Source organism: Kitasatospora sp. NPDC032757 (assembly GCF_055579305.1).
The window spans coordinates 70,668-87,697 of the sequence record NZ_JBVINN010000006.1 but is presented as its reverse complement, the minus strand read 5'-3'; the positions used below and the strand labels follow the sequence as shown (position 1 = coordinate 87,697).

Below are 17,030 nucleotides of genomic sequence, written 5' to 3'. Positions count from 1 at the left end.
GTGACCGGCCTCGGCCGCCGACCACGGGCCCTCGAACGCCGGGGTGCTGATCGTCAGTATCGGGGGGCTGCCGTGAGCACGACGAGAGGCCGGCGTGACGGCGTGTCTCCTACCGTCCGATCATCGGCCCGTGTGCGTGAGCGGTCCCGCTCCGGACGGTCGGCCGGGGCGCGCCTCAGGTGAGGAAGCCGGCGTGGACGTGGTCGCGGTGGGTGGGGTCGGAGAAGAACTGGTTGGCGGTACGGCCGCCGCTCAACTGCCGGGGCCCGCCCACGTTGTAGGAACCCGCGGCGGCCGCCGCACGCATGAAGCCGTCGACGAGTTCGGCCGGGGTGGCCGGATCGACGACCGGATGGCCGTCGATCTGCCAGGTGTCGAAGGCCCGGCCCTGCGGGTGGTCGCTGGGGCGGGTGGTGCCGAAGACGTCCAGCGGGTGGCCGGAGCGCACCACGCTGACCTGGAAGGTGTAGTCACGGGCGAGGGCCAGCATCGCCTGCAGCACGCTGTCGTGGACGGTGCCGCTGCGCAGGTCCGCGACGGCCGCCGGCGGCAGCTGGATGCGCTGCTCGGCGAGCACCTGCCCGGCGGCCGTCGGCAGGACGGCCGCGGCCTGCCCGGGCTCGGCCGGGTGCAGGGCGGTGACCGTCCAGAGCGGCTCGGCCCGGCTGAGCCGTACGTCCACCGTGGTGCCGCCCGGGGTGAGCGTGCCGTCGGCGGCCAGGGTCCACTGCCGGCAGACCACCAGCACGCTCGCCGAATCGGTGAGGATGCCGCCGTACTGGGCGTCGACCACCTGGAGTGCGGCCTGGGGCGCGGCGGGCAGCAGGGCCCCGGCCTGGTCCGCGAGGGCCGCCGGCAGCCCGAGTGCCGCCACCCGCTGCTGCGCCGCCGCGGCGCCCTGGCCGCCGGGGCCCCACGCGCCGAGCGCCTGGACGACCTCGACGGCACGGCGTTTGACCTCCGGACTGACCTCGCCCGGGCCGGGTTCCCAGGGCGTGGTGGCGGGCAGTGCCGCCGCGGCGGAGGGGGACGTGGAAGCAGCGGCGGGGGCAGCGGGGGACGCGGAGGCATCGGGGGCCGCGGTGCCGGACGGGGCCGACGGGGCGGCCGGGGTGGCCGACGGGGCTGCGGAGTGGCCGCCGCTGCCGCAGCCGGCCGCGCCGAGCAGCACCGCCAGCCCGCCGGCCAGCACCGTCCGCCGCCGGGGGGTGCGGGGGAGGTCGCTCACGCCCCCACTATGGGCAAGAGGGCGCCCGCTGCGCGAGCGGACGCGGCCGGTGCCGGGCCGGCCGCGTCCGCGCGACGGGGTGGCCGGGGTGGCGGACGGGGCTGCGGAGTGGCTGCCGCTGCCGCTGCCGGCATGCGGCCGGTGGCGGGCCCGCCGACGCGGTTCCCCCGCCGTGGCAGGGCTGCCGCGTCCGGAGAACAGGAGGCCGCCGGGGCGGTCCCGCGGTGGGCGGGACGGCCCGGCGGCCGGGTGCCGCGTGGGGCGGGCGGGGGTTACGTGGCGGTCCGCTCGTTCACGCAGAGGATGTTCCCTTCGCTGTCCTTGAACCAGGCCGCGCGCATGCCCTCGGCCTCCGCGACGCCGTTGACGGTCTTCAGCCCCGGCATGTCGTACTCCTCAAACGTGATGCCGCGGCCGCGCAGCGTCGCCATCTCGGCGTCGAGGTCCGAGACCTTGAAGCTCGCCAGCGTGTGGGCGGCCTGCCCGGCGCTCGGCGTCTCGTAGAGGCCGAACTCCGTCCCGCCGCACTCGAATGTGAGGTCCTGCGGGCTCTCCTCGCTGACCTTCAGGCCGAGAGTGTCCGTGTAGAACCTCCTCGCCCGGGCAATATCGGCGGCCGGGATGATGGCCACCAGCGGTGCGTCTCCAAGCATTGCCATCGCCTCCTCCTCCTTCCAGGCTAGGGACCTCGGCGCGGTGGCGCGCGGTGCCGGTGCGGCAGCCGTGGCGGGGCGGTCCGTGGGGCCCGGGTGTCAGGCTCGGGTGTCAGGCCATGGAGTCCGGCCGGGGAGAGGTGCCGGGGCGAGGTGCCGGGGGGAGGTCACCCCGGCGGTGCGGGCCGCCCGCGGAGGGCCCAGCCCCGCGGCACCCGTTCCAGCACACCCCCGGCGAAGACCTCGTAGAGCGGCAGCGTCTCCAGGTGCACATAGCCGATGTGGCAGTCGCAGACCGGCAACGGGCACTCCCGGGGCAGGAGTCGGGCGCGGTACGAGCCGTCGTAGAGGTTGCCGAGCACGTCGCGGACGAAGTGGCAGCGGCGGACGGTGCCCTCGCCGTCGACCGAGAGCACCGACTCGCCGGTGCGGCAGGGCCGGCCGGCGCTCGGGTGTGCGTGCCGGCTGTAGCCGAAGTGCGGGTCGAGCGCGTGCCAGTCGGCGGCCTCGGCGTCGGTGTAGGTGCGCCCCTCCTCGGCGTTGATCCAGAGGTAGACGGCGGGGGAGAGCGCGGCGCGCAGCCGGCGGGCCTCGGCGAGGTGCTCGGGCCGGCCGACCACGCCGACGCTGTAGCGCACGCCGAGCCGGTCGAGCTCGCGGCACTTGGCGAGGAAGCGGTCGTGGCCGACCTGCCCGGGGTGGTAGGTCACCCAGAGCGCCAGGGTGGCGAGGTCGGCCTCGGCGAGCCAGTCGGTGCGGCAGCTGAGGTTGGTCTGGATCGCGACCCGCCGTACGTGCGGCATCCGGCTCAGTTCGACCAGCGCCCGCCGGTACCAGGACCGCACCAGCCCCTCGCCCCAGGGCGTGAACAGCAGTGACAGCGTGTCGCCGGTGCCGGCCCGGCCGGCGGCCCAGCCGGTGAACCGGTCCAGCGCGGCGCGGTCGGCCCGCAGCTGCCCGGGTGTGTCGCGCCGCTTGGCGAACGGGCAGTAGGGGCAGTCGTAGTCGCAGGAGGCGAGCGGGCCCCGGTAGAGCAGGGTCAGGCCGAGCCCGCCGTCCGGGACCGGGGGAACGGCCGGGGCCGGGCCGTTGACCGGAGCCGGGCGTACGGGCGGGGCCGGGCGTATGGCCGGGGCCGTACGCGCGCCTGGGGCCGCGGTGGCGGCGTCGTCCCCGTCCGGGCCGGTCGCGGGCATGCCGAGGAAGGTCATTTCACCTCGTATTCGGCCATCAGGCGGTGTACCTCGGGTGAGAACAGCATCGGACCGGCGAGGTCCGAGTGCGCCAGGCCCTCGGAGGAGAGCACCAGCCGCAGCGGGTCGGCGGCCAGCCAGCCCCGCGCCTCGAACTCGGCCAGCTCGGCGGGGAAGTCCTCGGCGGGTGTGGAGCCGAACCGGTCCCGGTACTCCGCCAGCGGCATTCCCTCGGCCTGGAGCAGCGACTGGACGAGGTGGCGCCGCCGCGCCTCCTCGGGCGTCGTGTACCGGCCCACCTCGGCGCGGTGGAAGTCCTCGGTGGCCACGTAGTCGTCGATGATGCCGCGCACCTCGGTGGCGTTGACTGCGTAGTCGAAGGAGTAGTGCAGCCGCGAGGTGTACGAGCGGGCGCCGCAGCCGAGGCCGACCATGCCGTCGGTCTGGCACGCGTACTCGCCGCTGCCGGCCTGTGGGGAGGCGGCGCGCCGGAACATCCGCATCGACACCTGCTGGTAGCCGTTCGCGAGCAGGTGGTCGCGGCCCGCCCGGTAGAGGGCGAGCCGCCGGGCGTCCCAGTCGGCCGGGCTCTCCTGCTCGCCGCGCCTGGCCAGCCCGGTCAGCGGCCGGATGTACAGCGGGTAGAGGTACAGCTCCTCGGGCCGCCAGGCCAGGGCGGCGTCCAGTGACCGCAGCCAGCCGGCCTCGGTCTGGCCGTCGATGCCGTAGATCAGGTCGATGTTGAGCACGGGGAAGCCGGCGGCGCGGATCCGGCCGAGGGCGGCCTCGACCTCGGCGCGCTTCTGGGGGCGGACGGCCGAGCGGGCCTCCCGGTCGTCGAAGGACTGCACGCCCAGGCTCAGCCGGGTGGTGCCCCGGGCGGCCAGCACCTCCAGCCGGTCGGTGGTGGCGGTGGCCGGCGAGGCCTCCACGGAGAGCGGGACCGCCTGAAGGTCGGCGCCCATCCGCCGCTCGGTGATGTCGCAGAGCCGCTCCAGCTCGGCGGCGGTCAGGTACGTGGGCGTGCCGCCGCCGAACGCGGCCAGCGCGAACCGGGCGCCGCCGTCCAGCGATCGGCGGACAGCGGCGGCCTGGCGGTCGAGCGCGTCCAGGTAGGCGGTGGTCAGGCCGTCAGGGCTGCCGATCCGGGTGAACAGGTTGCAGAATCCGCAGCGGACCTCGCAGAACGGGATGTGGAGGTAGAGCGAGAGCGCGTGCTGCGGCTCGCCGGCCCACAGCTCGCGCAGCGCCGGGCGCTCCGGCAGCGGCCGGTACGCGGTCTTGTGCGGGTAGGCGTAGACGTACGAGCGGTAGGGGGACTCGGCCGGTCGGGCGGGCACCGTGGTCATGAGGTCTCCTCGGCGGTGGCCGTCGGGCGGGGCGGCTCGGCACCGCCGGCGGTGTCGGAGGGGCCGGTGCCGACGGGAACGGCGCGTACGGGGGCCGAGGCGGCACCGCCGGCAGGGCCGGTGCCGGCGGGGATGGTGAAGTGCGCGTACGGGACCGTCCAGACCACCTCGTGGCCGATCCGGTGGCCCGTGTAGCCGTCCTCGCCGTACGCCGTGCCGTGGTCGGAGCAGACGATCGCGAAGCACGGCCGGCGGGCGCTCATCGCCGCGAAGAGCCGGCCGATGTGCGCGTCCACGTACACCAGGGCGGCCGCGTGGCTCTCCCGGGAGTCCCCGTGCTCGCGCGTGGCGCCGGGCAGGTGGAACCAGTTGGGCTGGTGCAGCGCCGAGACGTTGACGAAGAGGAAGAGCGGTTGCCCGTCCGGCTGCGCGGCGGCGACCTGCTCGGCCCGGGCCACCTGAGCCTCGAAGGAGACGGGGGAGGGGACCCCCATCTCGGGCGCCCAGTGGCTCTCCTGGAAGAGCCCGGGCAGCACCGAACCGAGCGGCCCCTGCTTGTTGAAGAAGCCGACGCCGCCGATGCAGGCCGTCCGGTACCCGGCCGTGGCGAGCGCGCCGGGCAGGTCGGGCGCGTCGAAGACCCAGGTCCGCGGCGCGGTGGTCTCCGAACCGGCGAACCGGGCGGCGAACAGGCGCGGGTGCGGCCCGTCCGGGGAGGCCGGGGTCGGCAGGAACCCGGCCAGGATCGCCTGGTGCGCGGCGTAGGTGAAGCTGCCGGGGGAGTGCCGGCGCTCCCACCGGCCGCCGGGGAGGAAGGCGGCGAGGTTCGGGATCCGCCCGGCCGCGGCCAGCTCCTCGGCGACGTCGAACCGCAGCGTGTCGAGCGTGACGAGGAGCAGGTCGTGGCTGCCCACGACGGCGTTCATGTCGGGTGACGGTGCCGGAGTCGTGGGCCCGGGGTTCTGGTGGCTCATCGGGTCGGCTCCCTGGGTGCGTTGTTCGCCGGCGCCGGAGGGCCGTCGAGGTGGTGGCGGCGGAGGAGGAGGGCGGCGAGCTGGGCGCCGTAGGTGTCGAGGCCCTCGGCGGGGCCGCCGGGCAGGCCGGTCAGGTTGGGCAGGAGGTCGCCGAAGGCGTTCACCTCGCCGACCAGCGCGCGGCGCCAGCCGGCGGTGGGCAGCACGTCCACGCCGACCATCGGGGAGTTCGGGAAGCAGGCCGCTGCCCGCTCCGCCGTCTCCAGCAGCGCCGGCCAGGCGGCCCCGGCGGCCTCCCGGGCCGATGCGAGGCTGCCGCGGGCGCCGCCGAGGTGGAGGTTGGTCATCGGCTGGGAGCCGGTGCGCACCACCGCGTGGGTGGCCCGCCCGGCGACCACCACCACACGGAGGTCCGCCGAGCGGCCGGACTGCGAGGCCTTCGGAATCCACTGCTCGACGTGCAGGCCGTCCGGTGCGAGCCGGTCGATCAGCTCGGCCACCTGCCGCTCGCTCCGGTGGCGCCGGACCCGCAGCGAGTTGTGCAGCTGCCCGCCCGCCGGCTCGGCCGACGTGGTGGCCAGGACCTGCCCGCGCGGGCCGAACTCCAGCGCCACCACGCCGGAGGCCGAGGAGCCGTGCGCGGGTTTGACGAACACCCGGCGCAGCCCGGCGGCGCGCAGCCGCTCCCGGAGGTCGTCCCAGCCGTCGACGGCCGCGCCGCCGAGCGCCCGGGGCACCGGTACCCCGGCGGCCGCCAGCAGGGCGTGTGCCCGGCGTTTGTCGAACATCACGGCGATCTCCTCCGGATCGCCGAGCAGCCGCACCCCCGGCAGCCGGGCCAGTCCGCGCAGGGCGGCCATCACCCCGGCGTACCAGGCCGCCCCGCCCTCCACTCGGGTCGGCGCGTAGGAGGGGCCGAGCGCAGGGCCGCGCAGCAGCTCGTCCACGGCTGCGTCCTCGCCGGGCGACTCGATCCGCACCACGCTCCCCTCGGGCAGGTGGTACGCGCCGCGCAGCACGTCGATCCAGGGCAGGACGGCGGGCTGGGGCAGCCCCGCCGCCCGGGCCGCGGCGGCGAACAGCGTGACCCGCCGGTGCCCGGGGTTGCCGAGCACCGTCAGGAGCGGACGTGTCGGCCGTGTGGTCATGTGCGGTACGGACATCAGGACTCCGCCCGGTTACTCGGCGACGGCGACGTACCGCCACTGGTCGTCCGGCTTGCCGGCCTCGGAGAGGTCGGTCGCGACCCCGGGCAGTGCCTGGCGCAGCCGCTGCTGCACGGCCTCCGTGAGGTAGTGGTGGTGCAGGTCGAGGGCTTTCAGATGGGTGAGCGGCTGCCCCTCCAGGAGGGCGGTGGCGCCCTGGTCGGTGAGCACGCCCATGGAGAGGCTGAGCGACTCCAGCCGGGCCACCACCGGGGCGTGGGCGACGGCGGCGGCGATGTCGTCCTGCCTCTCGCTGTCCTGCAGGCCGAGGTGGCGCAGCGCGGGGAACCGGGAGCCGTCGAGGAACGGCGCCAAGTCCTCCAGGGTGGAGTCGCCGCCGTAGTTCTCCACGCCCAGCCAGAACTCCAGCCGCTCCAGCGCCGGGAGCTCGCTGTCCGCGACCGCCCGCAGCACCGCGGCCGGCAGGCCGCCCGACTCGAACCGCAGCGCCCGCAGGCTCTGGTGCCGCACCGGCTTCAGGGAGAGGCCGTCACCCTCCACCATGTCCCCCGCGGCGCCGCGCACCACCAGCTCCTCCAGCAGCGGGAACGTCGTCAGCACCGGGGTGACGTCGACCATGTCGATCCAGGAGATCTCGCACTCCTCGTACGTGAGGTCCCCGAGGAAGAGGGCTCGCAACGCCGGCAGGCGGCCGGCCGCGGCGAGGATGGCCGTCAGCGGCTCGGCGAAGCTCTCCGGCCCCTCCTGCGACCACTCGCCGACGACGACGGCGGTGATCCGCTCGGTGTCGACGGTGCCGAGGAAGTGCTGCCACTGCTCGACGAAGCCCTTCGGCGAGTCGTACTCGATGCCGATCTTCCAGGCGACCGCCGCCGCATCGGGCAGCGCGGCACCCTGCCCGACGGCCGGGACGAAGTCGAGGACGGGGAGGCCGTGGAACTGTTCGATGTGCTTGCCGACGGTCATGCGCTGCTCCTCCGGGGGGTCGGGACCGGTCAACTGTCTACCAGTCGGGTCCGACAATCCGGCGGCCGGGGCACAAACCGGGCGCGCTCCCGGGCGGGTCGGCGAGGCGGTCGCGACGCGGCCGGTGATCCACCACCCGGCGGCGCTCCGGCGCAGCGGCGTCGTCGGCCCCCGCTGCCCCGGCAGCCCCGGCCGCCCGGCGGCATGCCCATCGCCGCGGGGCGGCCCGGGCGGCGCCCGGAAGCATGCTCTACAGGCCCGAAGGCCGGTACACCGTCAGGCCGTTGGGTGTTTTGGCGAGCCGGAGTGCGCCGGCCGCCGGGACGCTTTCGCCGTCGACGGCGATCCGGTCCGCGGTGCCGAGCGAGTCGAGGTCGAGCGCGGTCAGCCGGGCGGCGTGGTAGACGCGGGAACGGGAGAGGGTGCCGGAGAGGAAGGCGGCGGTGAGCCTGGTGCGGGCGAACGGGCTGCCGCCGTCGACCACCCGGATGTCGAGCAGGCCGTCGGCCAGGCCGGTCCGGCGGGTGGGGGCGAACCCGGGTGGGTCGTACGCGCCGTTGCCCGCGAACAGCAGCCAGACGCGGCGGGTGCGGCCGCCGGCCTCGACGGTGACCGGTTCGGCGACGGCCAGGGCTCGGGCGACGGCCACCGCCAGGGCCGGCCACTTGCCGAGGCGGCCCTCCAACGACTCGCGCAGCCGGACGAGTTCGGGGTAGACGCCGAGGCTGAAGGTGTTCAGGAAGACCCGCCGCCCGGTGTCGTCCACGGCCAGCCCGAGATCGACCCCGCACGCCGAACCGGTCGCCACCGCCTCCGCCGTCGCCTCGGGCGTGTCGATTCCGAGGTCCAGCGCGAAGTGGTTGAGCGTGCCGCCGGGGAAGACGGCCAGCGGCAGGTTGCGTTCCGCGGCCAGCGACGCGGCGAGGTTGACGCTGCCGTCGCCGCCGCAGACCCCGAGCGCGCCGTCGGCCGCGGCTGCCCGGTCGGCGGCCTCGGCGAGCAGTGCGGGCAGGTCGTCGTCCGGGCCGCAGAGCCGTACGTCGGCCCGCGGGAGCAGGGCGCGCAGCTCGGCCGCCGTCTCGTCCGGGTCGGCCGGCAGCAGCGCTCCGCCGCCGGAGCCGCTGTTCACCACCACCGACAGGCCCGCTCCCTCGGGCAGGGCCGGGGCCGAGCGGCGTGGCGGGCCGGCGGGCGGCGGACGGTCGTTCGACCGGGGCCACCAGCGCAGGGTCACCGCCGCCAGGGCCGCGCCGAGCCCGAGCCCGGCCAGCACGTCACCCGGGTAGTGCGCCCCGGTGTAGACCCGGGACGCCCCGACGGCGGCCGCCACCGGTGCCAGCGCGGCGCCCAGCAGCGGCGCCTCGATCGCGACGCCGGTCACGAAGGCCGCCGCCGAGGCCGAGTGCCCGGACGGGAAGGAGGTCGTCACCGGCTGCCGCAGCAGCCGCCGGACGGCAGGCACCTGGTCGAGCACCGGGCGGGGCCGCCGGGTCAGCTGCTTGGCGGCGATGTTGGCCGCCGTGGAGGCCAGCGTCAGCGAGCCGATCCCGCGCAGGGCCGCCCGCCGTCCCTCCCGCCCGCCGACCGCACCGAGCACCGCCGCCGCGCCCAGCCAGAGCACCCCGTGGTCGGCGGCATGGCTCAGCCCGCGCAGCCACGGCTGGGTACCGCGCAGCCGCGCGAGCGCCACCCGGTCGAACAGGGCCCGGTCCACCGCATCGAGTCGCCTCATATGGCGAGCCTAGGGCCGACCGGCGCGCGTCGGCAGGTGCGGCGCCCTCCGGGGCCCGGGACGAGTACCCGGTTGAGTACGGGTACTCAGGTGCGGGGCGGTGGTGTGGCGGAGACTGGTCGGCAGCTCGCCCGCCCATCGGAGGATCACGTCACCGCCATGCTCAGCCGCACCGCATCCCTCCTCGTCCCCGCCGTCGGCACCCTGCGGGTCACCGTCGACCCGGGGGCCGACCTCCGGCCGGGGAGCATCGTCGCGGCGAACCACACCGCGCTGACCGACCCGGCGATCGTGCTCGCCGCCCTGCGCCGTCTCGACGCGCGGCCGGTGGTGCTCGCGGCGGCCGGTCTCTGGCGGGTGCCGGTGCTCGGCCGGCTGCTGCGGCGGGACGGCCACATTCCCGTCCACCGCGGCACCGGGCGCGCGGCCGAGGCGCTCGACGCGGCCGCCGAAGCGCTCGCCGCCGGGCGCGTGGTGCTGATCTACGGCGAGGGCGGGCTGCCCCGGCGCCGTGACTCCGGCGAGCGCCCGCCCGGCCCCTTCCGCAGCGGCGTCGCCCGCCTCGCGGCGGCCACCGGCGCGCCCGTCGTCCCCCTCGGCCAGGCCGGTGCCCGCCGGGTCGCGTCCGGCGGCCCGCTGAAGCAGCTGGCCGGCCTCGCCACCGCCCCCGCCCGCCGGCCGTCCCTGCACGTCCACCTCGGCGCGCCGCTGAGGCTCGGTGGCGACCCGGTCGCCGCGACGAGGGCGGCACACGACGCGGTGACGGCGGCCTGGCGGGTGGCGGCGGAGGCCGCGGCCCGCTGAGGGGGCGGGCGGGAGGTGGTGCGGGCACTCGGGCGGCCACCGCTGCCGCATCGCCGCGGGGCCGCACTGCAGCATCGCCGTAGCGCGGACACTGCGGACACCGCGGCCGCGCCCCGTACACCGCTGCCGGGGCCGCCGCCCGGCCGGCCCCGGCCGGGGCGAAAAACCGGTTGGCCGGGGCCTCCGGGTGCCGGGATGATGCGGGTATGTCGCGTACGTTCGAAGAGCTGATTGCCGAGGCCGAGGCCGTGTCCGTGGACGGCTGGGACTTCTCCTGGCTGGACGGGAGGGCCACCGAGCAGCGGCCGTCCTGGGGGTACCAGCGGCTGCTGGGGGAGCGGCTGGGAGCGGCCACGGCGGCGCTGGACATCCAGACCGGCGGCGGCGAGGTGCTGGCCGGGGCCGGGAGCTTCCCGCCGGCCATGGTCGCCACCGAGTCGTGGCCGCCGAACATCGCCAGGGCGACGAAGCTGCTGCACCCGCGGGGCGCGATCGTGGTCGCGGACCCGGACGAGCCGCCGCTGCCCTTCGCCGACGCGGCGTTCGACCTGGTGACCAGCCGGCACCCCGCGACGGTCTGGTGGGCGGAGATCGCCCGTGTGCTGCAGCCCGGCGGCACCTACTTCGCACAGCACGTCGGGCCGGCGTCGGTGTTCGAGCTGGTCGAGTACTTCCTCGGGCCGCAGCCCGAGGCGCGCCTGGGCCGGCACCCCGACGGCGAGAGCGCCGACGCGCGGGCGGCCGGGCTGGAGGTGGTCGACCTGCGGTCGGAGCGGCTGCGCATCGAGTTCCACGACATCGGGGCGGTGGTCTACTTCCTGCGGAAGGTGATCTGGATGGTTCCCGGCTTCACCGTCGACGCCTACCGTGACCGGCTGCGCGAACTCGACGCGCTGATCCGGGCGGAGGGGCCGTTCGTCGCGTACTCCGCCCGCTTCCTGATCGAGGCCCGTAAGCCGGTCTGAGCCGGCACCCCCGGTGCCCGGCGCCCGGGCGGGCCGGGTTCGGGTCGGCGGGCTAGCCTGGTGGGAGGGGCCGGCCTGACGGGTGGGTCCGTGTGGTTCCCGGCCCCCGGCCCGAACCGGTCGAGGCCGCCGGCCCGGGCAGTGGCGTGCGGATCAAGGGCGGGTGACCGAGGGCCCGCGGATGCGCCGGCCGCCCGCCACGGCGTGCCGCCCTTCGGCGGGGCCGCTCGCGCCCCCGGACCAGGTCACCCGGCCTCACCGCTCAGGATTCCAGGAGCTGTTGTGAGCAACGAACCCAACGGATCGGGCGAGCTGGACGAACCCGGCCCCATCGACTACGTGGTCATCGAATTCCCCGGCAGCCGGTTGACCGGTGAAGGGATGCCGCTCCTGGTCGACCTGGTCGATCGCGGCATCATTCGTATCCTCGACCTGACGTTCGTCACCAAGCAGGACGACGGCACGGTGACCGGGCTCGAACTGGCCGACGTGACCGGTGACGGGAAGCTCGATCTCACCGTTTTCGAAGGTGCCTCCTCGGGACTGTTCGACGAGGGCGACCTCACCGAGGCCGGGTCCCTCCTCGCGCCCGGTGACTCCGCCGCCGTCCTCCTCTACGAGAACCTGTGGGCCGCGCCCCTGGCGGCGGCCCTGCGCCGCGCCGGCGCCCGCATGATCGCGGGTGGCCGTGTTCCGGTCCAGGACGTCATCGAGGCGCTGGAGGTGCTCGACTCCACGACCTGACAGGGCCGAAACGACAGGTCCGATGCTCGTACCGTCCCCCTTCTCACCACTGGCAGGAAGCCATGCCCGGACTACTTCGGGGAGTCGCCCGAACGGCGGTCGTCGCCGGAACGGCCACCGCGGTCTCCAACCGCGTCTCCCGCCGCCAGGCCGGCCGCTGGGCCCAGCAGGAACCGGCCGCGGCCCAGCAGCAGGCCTACAGCGAGCCGCCGCCCCCGGAGGCTGCGGCGCCCCCGGAGGCTGCGGCGCCCCCGTCCATGGACGACAAGATCGGCCAGCTCAAGGAACTCGCCGCCCTCAAGGAGCAGGGCGTCCTCACCGAGGACGAGTTCGCCGCCCAGAAGGCCCGCATACTCGGCGGCTGACACGGGGCGGGCAGAGCCGTCGGCCCGAGCCCCGCAGCACGCAGGGCCGGCGGCACCCGGCGGGACCGCTCCGTGACATCCGGCGCACCCGCCGCCCGCGGCACTCGCGTGCGGCCGGGCGCCGGACAGGGTGGTTTCGGCCAGCGGGAGGTGAACCGGCGGGATAGGCGGTCTTGCCGGGGTGGGCGGGGCGGCGCTTCCATGACGGCATGGGTCCACGCGAGCTCGTTCTGATGACCGATCACAGCTCGACCGAGGGTAGCCGGGAGACCCTGTCCGCCGCGGTACGGCTGCTCACCGGCCGAGCGCCCGTCGAGCTCGACGCGCGGCACTTCATGACCGGCGGTACCGGCCGCATCACCCGGGCGGGGCGGGGCGGCACCGGGGCGGACGGCACGGACGGCGGGCCGGGCGCTGCCGGACCGGGCGCTGCCGGACCGGACGCTGCCGGGCACGCCGGCGCGGTCCGTCTGGAGGTGCCCGCGGAGGGCATCGCGGTGACGGCGGAGGCGGTGCTCGTCTACGAGATCCCGCCGCACCGGCGCCGCGAATTCGAGTCGTGCCAGCGTCAGTTGCTTCAGTGCGGCGCCCGATCGCTCGGCACGGACACCGACGCCTGGCGGGCGGCCACCGAGAAGAACCGCACGGTCGAGCGGTTCGCCCGCGACGGCATCCCGCAGATGCCCACCATCGCGCTCTCCCGGCCGAGCCCCGAGGCCGCCGCCGAGGCGTTCGGGCGGCTCGGCGGCGACGTCTGGGCCCGCCCGACCGTCGGCATGGGCGGCAACGACGTCTTCCACGTCACCACCCGCGCCCAACTCGCCGCCGCCGCGCGTCACTACGCCGCGGCGGGCGCCGACTGGCTGCTCGCCCGTGACGCCGGGAACTTCACCGCGGACGGCCGGCGCCACCAGTACCGGGTGGTGGTGCTCGGCGGGCGGGTCGTCCGCGCGGTGGAGCATGTGCAGCCGGACCCGGACGCGCCCTGCAACGAGTGTCAGGGCGCCGTCTCCACTCTGCTGAAGGAGTCCGAACTCCCCGCCGGACTAGCCGAGTTGGCGGTGTCCGCGACCAAGTCGCTGGGCCTTCCGCTGGCCGGGGTGGACCTCGCGGCGGAGAACGGCGGGGTGGTCTTCGAGGTCAACGTCCACCCGGTCTTCGGCACCGTCGGCGGCCTGGAGACCGTCGCCGTCCCGTACGCCGCCGCCCACCTCGCGCCGCGGTAGCAGGCCGGCCGCGAGGCGTCGTGGCGGGCCGGCCCGCCCCCGGCCGCGAGGCGGAGTGCCGGGCCCGCCCGGCCGCCGGCCGGAGGGGGATGGTCGGAGGGAGGCCCGGGAGGGTACTAGACTCGGTGAGGTTGTGAAGGCACCTCGTTCGGTGAGGCGTCGCCATGGACACAGGCCACTGACCCCACGACGTCGAGAGACGCCCAGGTTCAGGACAGGTCTCCCCGGCCTAAGGGGTGACCCCAAGTGGCTGCACCTCCGGGTGCTACGCCGTGGCGTGCCAAAGCTCTGACGAGATCAGGGGTGCCCACCCGTCCTGCGGGCCCGCGTGCCCGCCCGCGTGGGGTGGATCCTCCTGATGGCCCGGTAACGGCGACCCGGTGTGCGGGCGCCCGACGGCGAGGAGGTGAGAGCTGTGGAGTCCAGTAGTCCGGGCCGAAGTCGGCCCCGTCCCAGGATGTCCCCCTCATCTCCTGGCACCCGGCAACCCTCCTCCCGTACCGCTCCCACCCCCTGCCGCCGCGCCGCCCGCTGACACCGACGGGCACCGCCGCGCGGCCGGGCGCCGTGCGCGGAGGAGGACGGCCGGGCGTCTCCCCTTCCTGCCCCGCCCGGCGACCGCGGTCCCCGGCGGCGGACACCGAACCGTGGAGGTACCCGCCATGTCCGACTGGCGTGTGCGCGCCGTGCGCGCGAGCAAGCGTCCGTTCTCCCGTCCCGTCACCGCCACCGCCGGCAGCGGTGACGGCCAGCCGGCGCCCGAGCAGTCGATGGACCCGCGGCACGAGCAGCCCGCCGAGCCGGTGACGCTGGAGCGTTCCGTCGTGGACGCCGCGGTCTACCGCGAGGGCCGCCGGGCCGGCGAGCCGGCCGGCCTGGCCGACGTCTACCGCCAGCTGCCCGGCAAGCCCGGCACGATGGCCTGGATCGGGCTGTACCGGCCCGCCGAGGCCCAGCTGCTGGAGGCCGCCGAGCGGTTCGGCCTGCACGAACTGGCCGTCGAGGACGCGATCGTCGCCCACCAGCGGCCCAAGCTGGAGCGCTACGGCGACACCCTCTTCGTCGTGCTGCGCGCCGCCCGGTACCTGGACGACGTGGAGGAGGTCGACTTCGGCGAGATCCACCTCTTCGTCGGCCCCGACTTCGTCCTCACCGTGCGCCACTCGCAGGCGCCCGACCTGTCCGCCGTCCGCAGCCGGCTGGAGGCCGACCCGGAGCTGCTCGCGCTCGGCCCCGAGGCCGTGCTCTACGCGGTGCTGGACGCGGTGGTCGACGGCTACGCGCCGGTGATCGCCGGGCTCCAGCACGACATCGACGAGATCGAGACCGAGGTGTTCGGCGGCGACCCGCAGGTCTCCCGGCGCATCTACGAGCTCTCCCGCGAGGTCATCGAGCTCCAGCGGGCCACCCGGCCGCTGCTGGAGATCATGAAGAGCCTGGAAGCCGGCTTCGGCAAGTACGGCACCGACGACGAGCTCCAGCGCTACCTGCGCGACGTGGCCGACCACGCCACGTACGCCGCCGAGCGGGTGGACGGCTTCCGGCAGATGCTGCAGAACATCCTCACCGTCAACGCGACCCTGGTCTCGCAGCGGCAGAACGAGGAGATGAAGCAGCTCGCCGAGGCCGGGCACGTGCAGAACGACGAGATCAAGAAGATCTCCTCGTGGGCCGCCATCCTGTTCGCACCCACGCTGGTGGGGACGATCTACGGCATGAACTTCGACAACATGCCGGAGCTGCACTGGGCGGCCGGGTACCCGTTCGCCATTCTGCTGATGGCGGCGGTCTGCACGAGCCTGTACGTGATCTTCAAGAAGCGGGACTGGCTGTAGGCGGCGGGGCGCCCGGCGGACCGGGCGCCCCTCGGGCTGCGGCACGTCGTCACCGACCGGAGCGCGTCCAGGGTCCGGCCCGCGTCAAGAAGGCGTCAAGAGGGCTGGCCGACGGCGTCAAGGAGGCGTCAGGGGCGGCCCGTCCCCCGATCACCGCGGCATAGCGTCGGCAGTGAGGAAACGGTTCCGCGTCTGCTTCGTGGGGAGTACGGGCGGGTCCGCTCTACGGGGGAGGGGACGCGCGGCCATGGCCACGGCGGGTTCGGGTACATCGGGTTCAGGTGCAGCGGGTTCGGTCGCAGCGGGTGCGGGCACGGTGCCCGCCGGCCCGGGCAGGACGGGCTCACCGGGGGAGGCGGGGCCCGGACCGGCGGCCCCGGGGTCGCGGGCCGCGACCATCGCGCGCGCCCTGCGGCGGCGCGCCGGCCGGCCGCTGCCCTGGACGACCCCGCGCCTGGTCCGCGCCCTCACCGCGCTCTGCCTGGCCGCCCTGCTCGGCGCGGGCGCCGCGGCCGCCGCCGTGCTGACCGGTGCCCGCGCCGACACCGACGCCATCGGCCACCGCGACGCCCCGCAGGCGGCTCGCGCCGCCGACCTCTACTTCGCGCTCAGCGACATGGACGCCCAGGCCGCCAACCTCCTGCTGCTCGGCGCCGACCCGGACTTCGCGCCGCTGCGCCGTCAGACGCTCGACACCTACGAGCAGCGCCGCACCCAGGCCGACGCGGACCTCCAGCAGGCCGCCGAGGCCGCCGCCGGCGACCCGGCCGGACAGCGCGCGGTGCAGACCGTACTCGGCCAACTCGGCGGATACGAAGCGCAGGTGGCCCGCGCCGAACTGCTGGAGGAGCAGGCCGGCGCCCCGGCCGGGCAGCCTTCCCCGGCCGCGCTGGACGCCTACCGCCAGGCCACCGACCTGCTGCGGCAGCGGCTGCTGCCCGCCGCCGACGAGGTGGGCACGGCGAGCGGCGCCACCGTGGACCGTGTCTACGGCGGGGGCCGCGACGGCCTCGCCACCGGCCGGTGGTGGATCCTCGGCACCGGCCTGCTCGCGCTGGCCGCCCTCGCCGGGCTCCAGCGGCTGCTGATGGTGCGCTACCGCCGCCTGGTCAACCCGCCGCTCGCCGCCGTCACCCTGTTGACCGTCGTCGCCCTGACGGTCGGGCTCCACCTGGTGACCCGGGCCGACGAGCATCTGGTGGTCGCCAAGAGCAATGCCTACGACTCCGTGATCGCGCTCAGCCGGGCCCGCGCGGTCGCGTACGACCTGAACGCCGACGAGAGCCGCTACCTCACCGACCCGGCCCGCGCCGCCGCGTACCAGCAGAGCTTCCTGGACAAGACCCAGGCCGTCGCGCGGGTCGACGGTGCCACGCTCGCGGACTACAACGCCCGGCTGGCCACCGTCGCGGGCCGCCACCGCGCCGACCATGCGGCCGTCCCGTTCGGCGGCTTCCTCGGCACCGAGCTGCGCAACATCACCTTCCCCGGCGAGCGGGAGGCCGCAGAGCGCGTGCTCGCGGCGTTCCAGGCGTACCAGCTGGACGACCGGCGGATCCGCGAACTGCGCGACGCCGGGCGGCTGAAGGAGGCGGTCACGCTCAACACCGGCCTGGCGCCCGGGCAGTCCAACTACGATTTCGAGCGGCTGGCCCGCGCGATCGGGGACACCCTCGACGTCAACGCGCGGGCGATGGACGAGGCGGTCGCGGAGACCGACTCGGACCTCGACACCACCACGGCCGCCCTCGGTGCGCTGACGCTGGCGGCGTCGCTCGCCCTCACGGCGTTGGGCGTCCGGCCGCGGCTCCGGGAGTACCGGTAGGGGCC

General features: G+C 75.6%; 15 protein-coding genes and 1 riboswitch. Of the genes, 7 read left to right on the top strand and 8 right to left on the bottom strand.

The genetic code is table 11. The features are described 5' to 3' along the window. Positions 1 to 175: 175 nt before the first annotated feature. From ACZ5WK_RS11260 to ACZ5WK_RS11225, 8 genes are all read right to left on the bottom strand, one after another. Entirely contained in the window at positions 176 to 1,228 is a 1,053-nt protein-coding gene (locus ACZ5WK_RS11260; RefSeq protein ID WP_465547088.1) for a hypothetical protein, read from the bottom strand. Between the two features lie 272 nt (positions 1,229 to 1,500). Next, positions 1,501 to 1,887 (bottom strand): VOC family protein, encoded by a 387-nt coding sequence (locus ACZ5WK_RS11255; protein WP_396322279.1) that lies wholly within the window; start codon positions 1,885 to 1,887, stop codon positions 1,501 to 1,503. A gap of 161 nt (positions 1,888 to 2,048) precedes the next feature. Beyond that, on the bottom strand, positions 2,049 to 3,092 hold the full coding sequence (locus ACZ5WK_RS11250; protein ID WP_465547087.1) for an STM4011 family radical SAM protein: 1,044 nt from the start codon (positions 3,090 to 3,092) through the stop codon (positions 2,049 to 2,051). Next, positions 3,089 to 4,423, bottom strand: coding sequence for an STM4012 family radical SAM protein (locus ACZ5WK_RS11245; RefSeq protein WP_465547086.1), 1,335 nt, complete (start codon positions 4,421 to 4,423; stop codon positions 3,089 to 3,091). The genes ACZ5WK_RS11250 and ACZ5WK_RS11245 overlap by 4 nt, the downstream gene beginning before the upstream one ends. Continuing rightward, positions 4,420 to 5,349: an STM4013/SEN3800 family hydrolase gene (locus ACZ5WK_RS11240; RefSeq protein WP_465547085.1), complete on the bottom strand. Its 930-nt coding sequence runs from the start codon at positions 5,347 to 5,349 to the stop codon at positions 4,420 to 4,422. The genes ACZ5WK_RS11245 and ACZ5WK_RS11240 overlap by 4 nt, the downstream gene beginning before the upstream one ends. A gap of 44 nt (positions 5,350 to 5,393) precedes the next feature. Then, positions 5,394 to 6,560 carry an STM4014 family protein gene (locus ACZ5WK_RS11235; protein WP_465547084.1) on the bottom strand — a complete coding sequence of 389 codons (1,167 nt, stop codon included), beginning with the start codon at positions 6,558 to 6,560 and terminating at the stop codon, positions 5,394 to 5,396. Between the two features lie 15 nt (positions 6,561 to 6,575). Next, positions 6,576 to 7,529, bottom strand: coding sequence for an STM4015 family protein (locus ACZ5WK_RS11230; protein ID WP_465547083.1), 954 nt, complete (start codon positions 7,527 to 7,529; stop codon positions 6,576 to 6,578). 250 nt (positions 7,530 to 7,779) lie between these two features. Next, a complete protein-coding gene (locus tag ACZ5WK_RS11225) occupies positions 7,780 to 9,261 on the bottom strand; it encodes a phosphatase PAP2 family protein (protein WP_465547082.1) in 1,482 nt (493 codons plus the stop codon). 159 nt (positions 9,262 to 9,420) lie between these two features. On the opposite strand from ACZ5WK_RS11225, the gene ACZ5WK_RS11220 reads away from it, so the two are divergent. The 7 genes from ACZ5WK_RS11220 (at position 9,421) to ACZ5WK_RS11190 (ending at position 17,025) form a co-directional block, all read left to right on the top strand. After that, a complete protein-coding gene (locus ACZ5WK_RS11220) occupies positions 9,421 to 10,065 on the top strand; it encodes a lysophospholipid acyltransferase family protein (protein ID WP_465547081.1) in 645 nt (214 codons plus the stop codon). Positions 10,066 to 10,271: 206 nt separating this feature from the next. After that, positions 10,272 to 11,030, top strand: a complete 759-nt coding sequence (locus ACZ5WK_RS11215) for a class I SAM-dependent methyltransferase (protein ID WP_465547080.1) — start codon at positions 10,272 to 10,274, stop codon at positions 11,028 to 11,030. A 282-nt stretch (positions 11,031 to 11,312) separates the two neighbouring features. After that, on the top strand, positions 11,313 to 11,774 hold the full coding sequence (locus ACZ5WK_RS11210) for a DUF6325 family protein (RefSeq protein WP_396322289.1): 462 nt from the start codon (positions 11,313 to 11,315) through the stop codon (positions 11,772 to 11,774). A gap of 62 nt (positions 11,775 to 11,836) precedes the next feature. Next, complete coding sequence (locus tag ACZ5WK_RS11205; RefSeq protein ID WP_465547079.1) at positions 11,837 to 12,139, top strand: SHOCT domain-containing protein; 303 nt, start codon at positions 11,837 to 11,839, stop codon at positions 12,137 to 12,139. A gap of 233 nt (positions 12,140 to 12,372) precedes the next feature. Beyond that, positions 12,373 to 13,365: an ATP-grasp domain-containing protein gene (locus ACZ5WK_RS11200; RefSeq protein ID WP_465547078.1), complete on the top strand. Its 993-nt coding sequence runs from the start codon at positions 12,373 to 12,375 to the stop codon at positions 13,363 to 13,365. A 136-nt stretch (positions 13,366 to 13,501) separates the two neighbouring features. Continuing rightward, positions 13,502 to 13,675: riboswitch (M-box (ykoK) riboswitch) on the top strand. Positions 13,676 to 14,027: 352 nt separating this feature from the next. After that, positions 14,028 to 15,200, top strand: coding sequence for a magnesium and cobalt transport protein CorA (locus ACZ5WK_RS11195; protein WP_396322292.1), 1,173 nt, complete (start codon positions 14,028 to 14,030; stop codon positions 15,198 to 15,200). Positions 15,201 to 15,516: 316 nt separating this feature from the next. Then, complete coding sequence (locus tag ACZ5WK_RS11190) at positions 15,517 to 17,025, top strand: hypothetical protein (RefSeq protein WP_465547077.1); 1,509 nt, start codon at positions 15,517 to 15,519, stop codon at positions 17,023 to 17,025. Positions 17,026 to 17,030 lie beyond the last annotated feature (5 nt).